Source organism: Clostridioides sp. GD02377 (assembly GCF_045899875.1).
In the GTDB taxonomy this organism is placed as follows: Bacteria; Bacillota; Clostridia; order Peptostreptococcales; family Peptostreptococcaceae; genus Clostridioides; species Clostridioides difficile_A.
Genome location: NZ_JBJODA010000020.1, coordinates 1 through 14,239, shown reverse-complemented (window position 1 = coordinate 14,239; position 14,239 = coordinate 1). Strand labels below are relative to the sequence as shown.

At 29.3% G+C, this 14,239-nt stretch carries 9 protein-coding genes and 3 tRNA genes; all 12 read right to left on the bottom strand.

Annotated elements, in window-relative coordinates; genetic code table 11:
• Positions 1-77 precede the first annotated feature (77 nt).
• Complete coding sequence (gene disA, locus Q3304_RS16515; RefSeq protein ID WP_054268646.1) at positions 78-1,148, bottom strand: DNA integrity scanning diadenylate cyclase DisA; 1,071 nt, start codon at positions 1,146-1,148, stop codon at positions 78-80.
• A 2-nt stretch (positions 1,149-1,150) separates the two neighbouring features.
• Complete coding sequence (radA, locus tag Q3304_RS16510; RefSeq protein ID WP_054268645.1) at positions 1,151-2,524, bottom strand: DNA repair protein RadA; 1,374 nt, start codon at positions 2,522-2,524, stop codon at positions 1,151-1,153.
• 179 nt (positions 2,525-2,703) lie between these two features.
• Entirely contained in the window at positions 2,704-5,151 is a 2,448-nt protein-coding gene (locus Q3304_RS16505; protein WP_054275550.1) for an ATP-dependent Clp protease ATP-binding subunit, read from the bottom strand.
• The gene (locus Q3304_RS16500) at positions 5,138-6,163 is read right to left on the bottom strand and encodes a protein arginine kinase (protein WP_407814741.1); all 1,026 of its coding nucleotides are present in this window, start codon (positions 6,161-6,163) and stop codon (positions 5,138-5,140) included. The genes Q3304_RS16505 and Q3304_RS16500 overlap by 14 nt, the downstream gene beginning before the upstream one ends.
• 15 nt (positions 6,164-6,178) lie before the next feature.
• Positions 6,179-6,673: a UvrB/UvrC motif-containing protein gene (locus tag Q3304_RS16495; protein WP_044211945.1), complete on the bottom strand. Its 495-nt coding sequence runs from the start codon at positions 6,671-6,673 to the stop codon at positions 6,179-6,181.
• 6 nt (positions 6,674-6,679) lie between these two features.
• The gene (locus Q3304_RS16490) at positions 6,680-7,144 is read right to left on the bottom strand and encodes a CtsR family transcriptional regulator (protein WP_054268642.1); all 465 of its coding nucleotides are present in this window, start codon (positions 7,142-7,144) and stop codon (positions 6,680-6,682) included.
• A 451-nt stretch (positions 7,145-7,595) separates the two neighbouring features.
• Complete coding sequence (locus Q3304_RS16485) at positions 7,596-9,524, bottom strand: translation factor GTPase family protein (RefSeq protein ID WP_054268641.1); 1,929 nt, start codon at positions 9,522-9,524, stop codon at positions 7,596-7,598.
• 241 nt (positions 9,525-9,765) lie between these two features.
• Positions 9,766-13,197, bottom strand: a complete 3,432-nt coding sequence (locus tag Q3304_RS16480; protein ID WP_054268640.1) for a pyruvate carboxylase — start codon at positions 13,195-13,197, stop codon at positions 9,766-9,768.
• A 302-nt stretch (positions 13,198-13,499) separates the two neighbouring features.
• Positions 13,500-13,913, bottom strand: coding sequence for a hypothetical protein (locus tag Q3304_RS16475; RefSeq protein WP_407814742.1), 414 nt, complete (start codon positions 13,911-13,913; stop codon positions 13,500-13,502).
• A gap of 75 nt (positions 13,914-13,988) precedes the next feature.
• Positions 13,989-14,064: transfer RNA gene (locus Q3304_RS16470), tRNA-Val, on the bottom strand.
• Between the two features lie 12 nt (positions 14,065-14,076).
• Positions 14,077-14,153 (bottom strand) — tRNA-Arg (locus Q3304_RS16465).
• Between the two features lie 8 nt (positions 14,154-14,161).
• Positions 14,162-14,235, bottom strand: a tRNA-Cys gene (locus Q3304_RS16460).
• Positions 14,236-14,239 lie beyond the last annotated feature (4 nt).

Here is a 14,239-nt window from a genome sequence, read left to right as displayed (position 1 = left end):
CTAGTTATACTTATCTATTATAGACCAAAGTGTATATTATATTCAAGAAAAAAGTAGTAAAATTCATTTAAAATTCATCATATGTGTCTATCTAATAATACTAATTGTTTCATTTTTATGAGTCCATTTTTTATATATGTTGCTCTTATTTCACCTATTCCTTCAACTTCGTCTAATTCTTCAATAGACGCATCTAATATTTGCTGGAAGTTTTCAAAATAATTTACTAAGTTTTCTATTATTGCTGTTGGTAGTCTATGTATTTTACTAAGAATTCGATAGCCTCTTGTTTTTATAGGCATATCCATACTTTCTGAAAAACCACTATACCCTAATAGTTTTGCCATATTAACCAATTCTATTAGTTCTTCTGAATTTAAATTTTTAACTTTTTTCATAAGTTCCTTTATTTCTGTATTTTCTTTATTATAATCTTTGAATATTAATTTCTGATCTATTCTAGTTGTACCCATTAATTCTTCTAATTGCATACTTACTAAAGTTCCCTCATCACCCAATTCTATCACATATTTTTCAATTATACTTGTAACTCTCATTACCATTTCCATTTTTTGCATGACTAATGCAACATCATAAATAGTTACCAAATCATTAAACTCTAAAGCGTTTAAATTTGTTATAGCTTGATCTAATACGGTCTTATATTTTTCTAGAGTTTGTATAGCCTGATTTGCCTTAGTAAATATCTTAGATATATCTTCGACCACATACTTCTCATTTCCTCTATAAACTGTTATAACATTTCTTCTTTGTGATATTCCTATGACTATAGCACCAGTCTGTTTTGCTACTCTTTCAGCTGTTCTATGTCTTGTTCCAGTTTCTGATGTCTCTATAAAATAATCTGGTATAAGTTGTGCATTAGCAAATAGTATTTTCTTTATATCACCACTTAAAACTATTGCTCCATCCATTTTAGCTAATTCATATAAATATGATGGCGAATATTCTGCATTTATAGCAAATCCACCATCTACTATTTTCATTACATCTTCGTTAGTTGCAATTACAATTAAGCCACCTGTCTTAGCTCTTAGTACATTGTTTAGACCTAATCTAAGTGGAGTTCCAGGAGATATCATTTTTAATGCATATAACATATTTTTATTATCTAGAAAGTTCTCCATATTTATTGATTCCTCCCAAGCACTATATTTATGGCTTGTCTTAAGTTATCTACTGGCCATATTTCTATACCTTTGGTGTCTTTTACAACCTCATAATTACTTCTAGGAACTACTATCTTTTTAAATCCAAGTTTTTTACATTCAGCTATTCTCTTTTCTATAAAACTTACTGCTCTAACTTCTCCTGTAAGACCCACTTCTCCTGTAACAGCTATATCTTCATCTATAGGTATATTTCTAAAACTAGATGCTACAGAAATAGCTATTCCTAAATCAATTGAAGGTTCATTTATTTTTATCCCTCCAACTATGTTTATATAGACATCTTGATTTTGTATTTGCAATCCTACACGTTTTTCTAATACTGCTAATAACATACCTACTCTATTATAATCTACACCTGTAGATGTTCTCTTTGGTATACCAAAACTTGTAGGTGAAACTAATGCCTGTAATTCAAGTAACATCGGTCTTGTACCTTCTACAGTAGATATTATTACTGACCCTGCCACATCTTTAGGTTTCTCAGATATTAAAATTTTAGATGGATTATCAAGTTCTACTAATCCTAAATCTCTCATTTCAAATACTCCAAGTTCGTTCGTTGAGCCAAATCTATTTTTGACAGCTCTCACTAATCTATAAGTATTATATCTTTCACCTTCAAAATATAGAACAGTATCAACCATATGCTCTAATAATTTTGGCCCTGCTAGTGAGCCTTCTTTTGTCACATGACCAACTATAAATGTTGAAATACCCATTTTTTTAGAAATTTTCATAAATTTTGAAGTACCTTCTTTAATTTGGCTGACAGTTCCTGGTGCCGAGGATATTTCTGGACTAAAGACAGTTTGAATTGAGTCTAGAATTATTAATTCTGGATTTACACTTTCTAAATAAGATTCAATTATGCTTAAATTATTTTCAGCAAATATATACAGATTTTCTGAGTTAATTCCTAATCTTTTAGCTCTCATTTTTATTTGAGATTCTGATTCTTCTCCAGTTATATATAAAACAGTTTTTCCCAAATTAGCAACGTTACTAGAAACTTGAATTAAGAGTGTCGACTTACCTATACCAGGGTCTCCACCAACAAGTACTAAGGAACCTTTAACTATACCTCCTCCAAGTACTCTATCCAGTTCATTTATATCGGTTGTAAATCTTTCTTCTTCTTTGCTTTCTATTGAATTTATACTAACTGGTTTAGATGAAGATTTATCTATTATAAAGACCTCTTTTTTTGTGCTTTTTTGGTCTACTTCTTCTACAAATGTATTCCACTTTGTACATTCAGGACATTTTCCAAGCCATTTAGCTGTTTCATATCCACAAGATTGACATACATATTTTGTTTTTATTTTTGCCATACTTTTATCATCCTTAATTTATTATTATATACTATAATTTTAGCATATGTGAAAGACAATATGTAAAGATTAAATAAAATAATTAAGGGCAATGAATTATTATAGATTCATTGCCCTTAAAATTTTGTTTAAGTTATAAAACTTGTATCTACAAGATTTTAAAATGCAACTCTATTAAATTATTTAGTTTCAAAAACTATTTTTTCATCTTTTACTTTTGCTACTACATTACTTCCCTTTTTCACATCACCTTTTAATATTGCTTCAGATAATTCATCTTCTAACTCTTTTTGTAAAGCTCTTTTAAGAGGTCTTGCTCCATATTCTAAATCAAATCCAGATTTAGAAATTAATTTAACGGCTTCGTCACTCATTTCTAATTTTATATCCATTTCTTTTAGTCTTTCTTGTAACTTAGCCACCATTAAAAGTATTATTTTTGATATGTGGTTTTCATTTAATGAATGGAAAACAATTATATCATCTATTCTGTTCAAAAACTCAGGTCTGAATCTCTGTTTTAATTCACCCATTATATTTTCTTTCATTTTTTCATATTGAGACTTTTCTTCTTCATCTCCTTTAGCTATACTAAAACCTAAAGTTTTTTGTCTTCCAATCGTAGATGCCCCAACATTTGATGTCATTATTATGATAGTATTTTTGAAATCTACAGTTCTTCCTTTTGAATCAGTCAATCTACCATCATCTAAGATTTGTAATAGAATATTAAATACATCTGGATGAGCTTTTTCTATCTCATCAAATAAAATAACTGAATATGGATTTCTTCTTACCTTTTCAGTTAATTGCCCACCTTCATCATGGCCAACATAACCTGGAGGTGAACCTATCATTCTTGATACAGCATGTTTTTCCATATATTCAGACATATCTATTCTTATTGTTTGATTTTCATCTCCAAACTGTACCTCTGCTAATGCCTTAGATAACTCCGTTTTACCTACTCCTGTAGGACCTAAAAATAAAAACGAACCAATTGGTCTATTAGGGTCTTTAAGACCTGCTCTTGACCTTCTAATTGCCTTTGAGATAGCTTTTACTGCTTGCTCTTGACCTATGACTCTATTGTGTAAGATTTCTTCAAGTCTTAGAAGTCTATCAGCTTCTTCTTCAAGAATTTTATTAACAGGTATTCCTGTCCATAAGCCAACTACTTCAGCAATAACTTCTCCATCAACTAAATCAGAATGTTTAGATGATTTATTCCATCTTTCTCTTACATCTTCTAATTGTTTTTTAAGTAGACCTTGTTCATCTCTTATTTTTGCTGCTTTTTCAAAATCTTGGCATCTTACAGCTTCTTCTTTTTCTTTATCTATATTTTCTATTTCTAGTTCTAATTTTTTTATTTCTGAAGGAGGTGTGTTTTCCTTTAATCTTACTTTTGATGCGGCTTCATCAATCAAGTCTATAGCTTTATCTGGTAGATATCTATCTGATATATATCTAGTTGATAATTCTACAGCTGACTTTATAGCATCGTCAGTTATCTTAACTTTATGATGAGCTTCATATTTATCCCTTAATCCTTCTAATATTTTTATTGAATCTTCTTTACTTGGTTCATCTACCATAACTGGTTGGAATCTTCTTTCTAGTGCAGAATCTTTTTCAACATGCTTTCTATATTCATCAATTGTAGTTGCACCTATAACTTGTATTTCCCCTCTTGCTAAAGCTGGCTTTAATATATTCGATGCATCTATAGAGCCTTCTCCTGTAGACCCAGCTCCTATTATAGTATGCATTTCATCTATAAATAAAATTATATTTCCATTTTTAACAACTTCATCTACAACTTCTTTGATTCTCTCTTCAAATTCTCCTCTATATTTAGCACCTGCTAATAAAGAACCCATTTCTAAAGAGTATAATGTTTTATTTTTTAATGTTTCTGGTACATTTCCCAGAGCTATATTTGTTGCTAAACCTTCCGCTATAGCTGTTTTACCCACTCCTGGGTCTCCTATTAACACTGGATTATTTTTTGTTCTTCTACTTAATATTTGTATTACCCTTTGTATTTCTTTTTCTCTACCTATTACTGGGTCTATTTTATTCTGTTTTGCATATAGAGTAAGGTTTCTTCCATACTTATCAAGTACCTTAGACTCCACTTGATTTTGGTTGCTCGTGTAACTATTTTCTGCTTTATATTGATTTTTATCACTAATTCCCATCATATCAATTGTTAATTGGGCAAGAGTTCTATCATTTACTCCTGCATAATTTAAAATCTTATTAGCTATTCCTTCACCTTCTTGAATGATAGATAATAGTATATGTTCAGTTCCAATATAATTTGTTTTTAATTTATTTGCAAACATTCCTGATAGTTCTAGTATTTGTTTACTTCTTGGACTTAATACTATATCCTCTGGAATCCCGTCTCCTTTGCCTTCCATATCAATTATTTTACCCTCTAAATAAGCCTCTGTAAATCCAACTTTACTTAGAACCTTAGCAGCTATACCTTCTTCTTCTCTTAAAAGACCTAGAAGTATATGTTCACTTCCAACAATATTATGTCCTAAGGTTTTAGCTGATTCAAATGCTAAATCTATTGCCTTCTTAGCTCTTTGTGTAAATCTATTGAAGTTCATAATTTATCCCTCCTCTTAATTTTTCCAAAGTCTCTCTAATGTATGTTGCTCTATTTATATCTCTATTCTCAACATCATCACTCTTATACATTATTGACTGATGTGCTGGTTGTATACCTATCATAAGTTGTTCTATAGCTTTTAAATCTAATTTATCTATATAATTCATTTCTATGCCCATTTTTATATTTGATAGATGACTCATAGCCTCTGAGCTACTCATTACTCTTGAATTTTCAAGAATACCTATTGACCTAAATATTTTATCTTCTAATTTTATACCTAATTTTTTTTGCAATATTTCTCTTGATTTTATTTCTTTTGAAATTGCATCTTTTGTAAGACCACTTACATTCTCTATGATGTTAGATTCTGTTCTTCCAAGTGTAAGTTGATTGGATATTTGATATATGTTTCCTAATGCTTCTGTTCGTTCTCCATATATACCTCTTATAGCTATCCCTATTTGTGAGGATATTTTATAAAGTTCATCCATATAACCTAGTTGACTTAATGCTGGTAAATGCATCATTACAGAAGCTCTCATTCCTGTACCTGTATTAGTTGGGCAAGATGTAAGATAACCTAACTTTGTACTAAATGCGTATTCTAAACTTGATTCTAACAAATCATCTATCTCATTTGCTATGTTATATGCATATTCTAAATTTAAATCATCACACATAGTTTGTATTCTTATGTGGTCCTCTTCATTTATCATTATACTTACAGTTTTATCTTTCTTTACTATAACTGCACTTTTATCATTTTCCACTAAATCAGGGCTTATTATATGTTCTTCAACCATAAGCATTTTTTTAGATTCATCTAAATCTTCAATTTTATAGAAATCAAACTCTTCTTTTTGTTCTAAACTAGAATTCATAAATACATTTTTTACTTTTTCTATTATTTCCATAGCACTTTCTTTATCTAATCTATTTGGAAAAGGATAATTATTTAAGTTTCTAGCTAGCCTAACTCTTGATTTCATGACTATGTTTTCTCTCATAATATCACTCCAATCTTAGTCAATAGAACCTTTTAAATATTTAATTTTATCTCTAAACTGAGCAGCCAATTCATACTCCTCATTTTTTATAGCTCTATCTAAGTCTTCTTTTAATTCCTTAATCTCATTTTCTACACTTATCTTATAAAAAGATTTTTTAGGTGCCTTACCTGTATGTTCTATATGTCCATGTATATTTTGAAGCATAGGATTTACTTGACTACTAAATGCATTATAGCATTCACTGCATCCAAACCTTCCATTATTCTTAAATTCACTGTATGTCATATTACAGTTTGGGCAAACTAACTTTTCTTCAAGTTCTTTTTTTGGTTGAAATCCTAAGTTAGAGAATATATCCATCATTGAAAAAGGCATATCTAAATTAAAATTCATTTCTGTATTCTCTTTTGCACATTCACTGCATAGGTACATTTCTGTCTTTTCTCCATTGACTATTTTATTATAATATACGGATGCTTTATTCTTATTACATTTTTGACATAGCATAAACTATCACTCCTCTATACTAAATAACCCTATTATTATATTCTTTAGAATGTTAGACCTTACCTTCTCTTTTAATTCATATATTGGCATACATAATGATTTATCATCTATTGCATATAATATTAATTTTAATTCTCTTTCACTAATTAGACCTGACTCTTTTAAACTTTCCAATAATTCTTTTGCTTTTTTATATGATATTTGATTTCCTATCTTTTCATTTAAAAGTTCTCTAATATGCCCATCTTTACTTTTTCGTATTTTTTCTATCTGAACATATCCTCCGCCACCTTTTTTGCTTTCAATATAATATCCTTTATCTATTGTAAATCTTGTTGTTAACACATAATTTATTTGTGATGGTGCACAACTAAACAAGTTTGCTAGTTCATTTCTTTGAATTTGTATGCTATTATCTTCTTCCATCAAATCTTTAATAAATTTTTCAATTATATCTGTCATAGTTGCCATTAATATCACCACACACCTTTTTAATTTTGACTTTCTTTGACTATTATTTTACACCTATTATTTAAATTTTTAAAGCCCTAAATTATATATTTTTATATTTTTTATAACAATCTAGATATGAGTTTATGACTTCACTGATTGTAAGGTTTTATTTATTATACTTATAATAAATAAATTTAAAACTTTTGCTTTATTAGGTCTCAATACTTTTATATATCTTCTATATTTTAAATATACCTTCTCACTTTTATTATTAAACATTTCTAAAAAATAATAATAAAAAAATACTTTCTTTTTATTAAACCTTTTAAGAAAGTACTTTTTATTTTTTATCCATTAAAAATACATAAAAAACTAGGTATATGTTTGTCTAAAAAACCTATACCTAGTTTAAATACAAAAAATATTTTTAATAGTATCCTATTAATTATTTACTATTATATTTTGCTTATTATTTTGCAGTAGCTAATCCAATTATTTTTTCTGCAAATTGTGATGGTACTTCTCCATATTTTGCTAATTCCATTTCAAAGTATCCTCTACCTTGTGTCATTGCTCTTAAATCTATTGCATATTTAAATGTTTCTGCCTGTGGTGCTTCTGCAAATATTATTTGTTTACCTTTATTATCTGGCTCCATTCCAAATATTTTTCCTCTTCTCTTATTTATATCACCCATAACATCTCCCATATATTCTTCTGGCACAGTTATCTTTAATTTCATTATAGGTTCTAGTAGTATTGGGTGAGCCTCTTCCATACCCTTTTTAAAAGCTGCACTTGCTGCCATTTTAAAGGCCATTTCAGAAGAGTCTACATCATGATATGAACCATCATAAAGTGTAGCTTTTATATTTGTAACAGGATAACCAGCTAATACACCTTTTTGCATAGAGTCTTTTAGACCTTTTTCAACTGCAGGTATATATTGTTTTGGTACAGAACCTCCAAATATCTCTTCTGTAAATTCAAAATCAGATTCACATCTTTCAAATCTTATTTTTACATCTCCATATTGACCATGACCACCTGATTGTTTTTTATGTTTTCCTTGTACATCTGCTGTCCCTTTTATAGTTTCTCTATAAGGTACTTTAAGGTCATTTAGTTCAACATCAACACCAAATTTATCTTTCATTTTATTTTTAATTGTTTTTATATGAAGTTCTCCTTGTCCTCCTAAAAGGGCTTGTTTTGTCTCTGTATTTCTATAAGAATGTAATGTAGGGTCTTCTTCTACTAGTTTATTTAATACAGATGCTACTTTTTCTTCATCACCTTTATTCTTAGGAGTTACTGCATAGTATATCTGTGGCTTAGGGAAATCTATATTTTCCAAAGCTTCTGCATCTTTATCTATAGATATGGTATCTCCTGTTTTTAGAGAGTTAATTTTAGTTACTACTACTACATCTCCAGCTTTAGCTTTTTCTACTTCCACTAATTCACTATTTTTCAATGTATATATATTAGCTATCTTTTCCTTTACATTTTTATTTATATTAAAGATATCTTTATCTTTAGAAAGTACACCTTCAGTAATTTTTATATATGACATTTTACCAACAAATGGGTCAACCATAGTCTTAAATACTAATCCTCTAAATGGTTTACTTTCTTCTGTAAAAATAGGTTCTAGGTAATTTGATATAGTATCTAATATTTCTTTTGTTCCTATATTATTTATAGTTGAACCACATATTACAGGTATAATATCACCTCTTTGTATCCCTATAACAATACCTTTTTGTATTTCTTCTGTAGTTAATTCTTCACCATTAAAATATTTATCTAATATTTGGTCATCTGTCTCTGCTATAAGTTCCATTAATGCTTCTTTAACACTCATAGCTTGTTCCTTGAATTCACCTTCTAAATCATCTATGTTTTCAAATACATTATGTAACTTTACAAAGTTTTTATCTTTATATATAGGACTTATCATAGGAACTATCTTATTGTTGTATTTTTCTCTTAACATTGCTATTGCGTCTTTATATCTTGCTTTTTCATTATCTATTTTATTTATAAACATTATCTTAGGAATACTCTCAGTTAGTTCCAATGATTTCTCTGTACCAACTTGAATAGGTGCTGTTGCATCTATTACTATTATTGCTGCATCACTTGCTCTAAGAGATGATACAACGTCTCCGCTAAAGTCAAAATATCCTGGGGTATCCAATAAGTTAAACTTATAATCATTATACTCTATAGGTATTAATCCCATACTATAAGTCATATTTACCTTGTCTGTTAATTTAGGTATCTTATTAGTGTTTGCTGTGTAAGCTATAGTTTCGATTAGATTTGTTTTTCCACATCCGCTATGTCCTAATACCGCTACATTTCTCAACATTTTACTATCATAAACCTTCATATAAGCACCCACCTTTTAAATTTATGTATTTTCTCTTAGCTGTTATTTCCTAAGAAATAGTCCAGAAAATGTTTATTATTTTTAGAATTTTTAGATAACATTTTCCTTACTAGCTTTATTTCTACATATGGATGTAATTTTCCTCTTTTTTTTAACAAAAATTTAATTTAAATAAATAAAAACACTCTAAAACATTTTTTATTAAATGTTCTAGAGTGTTTTTTTAATTATCTTAATTCAATTATTTCATTATCATTAATAATTGTTTATCTTCAACCATATCATCTTCTTTTACTTTGATTGACTTAATTACTCCATCAGTCTTAGCAACTATTATAGTCTCCATTTTCATAGCTTCTATAACTATTAGTGGTTGATTAGCTTTTACTTCATCCTCTTCTTTAACCATTATTTTTATAACTTTTCCTGGTATACTTGCTCCAATTTGAAGAGGGTCATTCATATCCGCTTTCTCAACATTATGAATTTTACCAGAGAAGTTTCTATCTTTTATTTCTACTTCTCTAACCATTCCATTCAATTCAAATCCTATAGTTCTAAATCCATTTTCCTTAACTTCACCGATTTCAACTAATCTTATTGTTAATACTTTACCTTCTTCTATCTCTACTTCACATTCTTCATTTTTATTTAAACCATAGAAGAATACATCACTTTCAAGTTTAGATATATCATTATAGTGTTGTAAATGCTTGATATAATCCTCATAAACTTTTGGATATAAAGCGTAACTTATAACATTTCTTATATTAGCATTTATATCATATTTCTCATCTAGATATTTAGCTATTTCATCAAAATCTTCTGCTGGTAATAATGAACCAGGTCTTACTGTAATAGCTTCTTCGCCTTTTAAAACTACTTCTTGTAAATCTTTTGGTATTCCACCTTCTGGTTGACCAATCATACCTTTACAGTAGTCCACAACAGAATCTGGGAATGATAAGTTTTTACCTTCTTCAATTATATTGTCTTTATCTAATTTATTTTTAGTCATAAAGATAGCTAAGTCTCCTACAACCTTTGAAGATGGAGTAACTTTTATTATATCTCCTACTACTTCATTAGCTTCTTTATATTTTTCTTTAACTTCGTCAAATCTATTAACTAATCCTAAACTATCAGCTTGAGGTTTTAAGTTTGTATATTGACCACCTGGTATCTCAAAATTATATATTTCTGCGCAAGAGTTAGTTAAATCACTTTCAAATTTGCTATAAACTTTTCTTAAATCCTTATAATATTTACCTAACTCATCATATCCAAATAAATCTATACCCGTATCTCTTTCTGTATTTTTAAGAGCTTCTACTATCGCATTAAGTGACGGTTGACTTGTAAGCCCTGCCATAGATTCTAATGCAGCATCAATTATATCTACACCAGCTTCTGATGCCATCAAACAAGTTGCTACACCATTTCCACTTGTATCATGAGTGTGTAAATGTATTGGTGCTTTTATATTTTTCTTTAGCTCTTTAACTAGAGTGTAAGCTGAATATGGTTTAAGAAGTCCTGACATATCTTTTATTGCTATTATATCTGCTCCTAAACTTTCTAATTCTTGTGCCATCTTAATATAATATTCTAGATTATACTTAGTTTTAGTCTTATCTAGTATATCACCTGTATAACACATAGTTGCTTCAACAATTTTTCCAGTTTCTAAAGCTGTATTTATAGATGGTTTCATATTTTCAACCCAGTTTAATGAGTCAAATATTCTAAATACATCTATACCTTGTCTAGCAGATTCTTTTGTAAATTCTTCTATTACATTATCTGGGTAGTTTTTATATCCAACTCCATTTGATGCTCTAAGCAACATTTGGAACATTATACTTGGTATTTCCTCTCTTAGCTTTTGCAATCTACGCCAAGGTGATTCTTTTAAAAATCTATATGCAACATCATAAGTAGCTCCACCCCACATTTCAAGTGAGAATAAATCTTTTTGATATTTTTCTGTTGGCTGAGCAGCTTTTAATAAATCATATGTTCTTATTCTTGTTGCTAATAATGATTGATGTGCATCTCTCATTGTTGTATCTGTTAGCAATAATTTCTTATCATTTTTTATCTTTTCTATATATGCAGATTTACCTAACTTATCAAAAAGTATTTTGCTTCCTTCTGCCTTTGAACCATCTTTATCCATTCTTGGGTCATGTAACGCATCAAATAGTGGTTTTTCTTTACAAGCATTATCATTTACAATTACATCCCCTATAAATTGAAGTAATTTTGTACCTCTATCTTTACTTTCTGTTATTTCAAATAAATCTGGATTTTCATCTATAAACTTAGTACTACATTTACCATTTGAGAATATAGGATTATTTAAAACATTAACTAAGAATCCTACATTAGTTTTAACTCCTCTAACTCTAAGCTCTTTTACTGATCTTATAGTTTTATTTATAGCTCCTTGGAATGTTCTATCCCAAGAAATTGTTTTAACTAACAAACTATCATAGTGAGGACTTATATTTGCACCTGTAAATCCATTTCCACCATCTAGTCTTATACCAAATCCTGAACCAGTTCTATAAACTTGAATTTTTCCTGTATCAGGCATAAATTTATTCTTAGGGTCTTCTGTAGTTATTCTACATTGGATAGAATACCCTCTTATTTCTACATCATCTTGTGATTTTATATTTATTTCTTCACTATCTAAACTATAACCTTGAGCTATTAGTATTTGACTTTGAACTATATCTATTCCTGTAACCATCTCTGTTACAGTATGTTCAACTTGTACTCTTGTGTTCATTTCTATAAAATAATGTCCACCATTAGCATCTACTAAGAACTCTAATGTACCAGCATTAGAATAGCCAACATGTTTTGATAATTTAACTGCATCTTCACATATTTCTTGTCTTACTTTATCATCTAGTGAAAAAGCTGGGGCATATTCTATTATTTTTTGGTGTCTTCTTTGAACAGAACAGTCTCTTTCGTATAAATGAACTATATTTCCATAGTTATCTCCTAATATTTGAACTTCTATATGTTTTGGATCAGCTATATATTTTTCTATAAATATGATATCTTCTCCAAAAGCTTTTCTTGATTCACTACAAGCAGTCTCATATTCAATCTCTAAGTCTTCTTCGCGGTGTACAATTCTCATACCTCTACCGCCACCACCGTTAGATGCTTTTATCATAACAGGATAACCTATTTTATTTGCAACTTCTTTTGCTTCTTCAGTACTTTTTATTGCTTTTTCTACACCTGGTATAGTTTGAACATTAACTTCTTTTGCGATTTTCTTAGAATTTATCTTATCTCCCATCATATTCATTACTTTAGATGATGGTCCTATAAAAGTAATTCCATTCTCTTCACATTTACGAGCAAACTCTGCATTCTCTGCTAGAAAACCATATCCTGGATGTATCGCATCAACTTTTTTTCTCTTCGCCAAGTCAATTATTCCATCCATGTCTAGATATGCATCTATTGGACCTTTGCCTTCCCCTATCAGATATGATTCATCTGCTTTTGTTCTAAATAATCCATATTTATCTTCTTTACTATATATACCAACACTTTTTATCCCCAATTCTGAACAGGCTCTAAATATTCTTATAGCTATTTCGCCTCTATTAGCTACTAGTATTTTATTAAACTTTTTAAGCATACTCTATTCTTCTCCTTTATTGTTTGTGTAATATTAAAGATTATAGACTAAAATACTTTATTTTTGAAGATGTTTAAGCAAGTTCCTTAATTAATAAGATAAATTTATAAATATAAGTAATTTTTAGACTGTGTAAACTCAATTTACCTCACTAAAATTAAGGCATTTTTTATGGAATTTCAGGCAAATTTATGTGAAAATTTCTACAATTGACTTGATTTTATACTGTTTTTTCTTCTGTTTACATAATTATTTTCATCTTTACGTAAGATTTTATATATTTTTTTAATATCGTTCATACCCTAATCTATTTGTCTAGATACCCTCTTCACTACATCTGAAAGTTTTAAATAACCTAAATCTGCATAAGCTATAGCCAATATTATTTTTACGACTCCATCTACCTCATCTAATTTATATGCTCTAGCATTTATTATTGTGTATTTTGGCATAAATTCTTCTAAGTCTAGTGCAAGTTCATCAGATAAAGTCATATATTCATCAAATTTTTCTTCATCAGATAAGTTAACAGAATCATATTGTTCACTTATTATAGTATCTAAGTAACTCAAATCTATACTTAACTGATACGCAATTACATCTTCCCTCTTTGTACTTTTACTTAAATCTTTTTCAACTTTAAATTTGCTATTTTTATCTATAGTTACTTTTAGTTCTTCGCTATCAACTATTTCATTTCCTATTATTATATACAAGTTCCTTACCTCCAAAATATAAAAACTTTTTTAATCAAAAATAAAACCTCTAGTAAAATTACTAGAGGTTTGCACTGGTGGGATTAACAGGGCTCGAACCTGTGACCCCCTGCTTGTAAGGCAGGTGCTCTCCCAGCTGAGCTATAATCCCTCGATGTTTATATGGTGCGCCCAAAGGGACTCGAACCCCTAACCTTCTGATTCGTAGTCAGACACTCTATCCAGTTGAGCTATGAGCGCATTTTTATTGGAGGCGACACCCAGATTCGAACTGGGGATCAAGGAGTTGCAGTCCACTGCCTTACCACTTGGCTATGTCGCCGCCT

Excerpts from the sequence above, each read along its gene's own strand:
- Q3304_RS16505 (WP_054275550.1), bottom strand. The coding sequence starts at position 5,151 with ATGAACTTCAATAGATTTACACAAAGAGCTAAGAAGGCAATAGATTTA.
- Q3304_RS16495 (WP_044211945.1), bottom strand. The coding sequence starts at position 6,673 with ATGCTATGTCAAAAATGTAATAAGAATAAAGCATCCGTATATTATAAT.
- disA (WP_054268646.1), bottom strand. The coding sequence starts at position 1,148 with ATGGAGAACTTTCTAGATAATAAAAATATGTTATATGCATTAAAAATG.
- Q3304_RS16500 (WP_407814741.1), bottom strand. The coding sequence starts at position 6,163 with ATGAGAGAAAACATAGTCATGAAATCAAGAGTTAGGCTAGCTAGAAAC.
- Q3304_RS16490 (WP_054268642.1), bottom strand. The coding sequence starts at position 7,144 with ATGGCAACTATGACAGATATAATTGAAAAATTTATTAAAGATTTGATG.
- Q3304_RS16480 (WP_054268640.1), bottom strand. The coding sequence starts at position 13,197 with ATGCTTAAAAAGTTTAATAAAATACTAGTAGCTAATAGAGGCGAAATA.
- radA (WP_054268645.1), bottom strand. The coding sequence starts at position 2,524 with ATGGCAAAAATAAAAACAAAATATGTATGTCAATCTTGTGGATATGAA.
- Q3304_RS16485 (WP_054268641.1), bottom strand. The coding sequence starts at position 9,524 with ATGAAGGTTTATGATAGTAAAATGTTGAGAAATGTAGCGGTATTAGGA.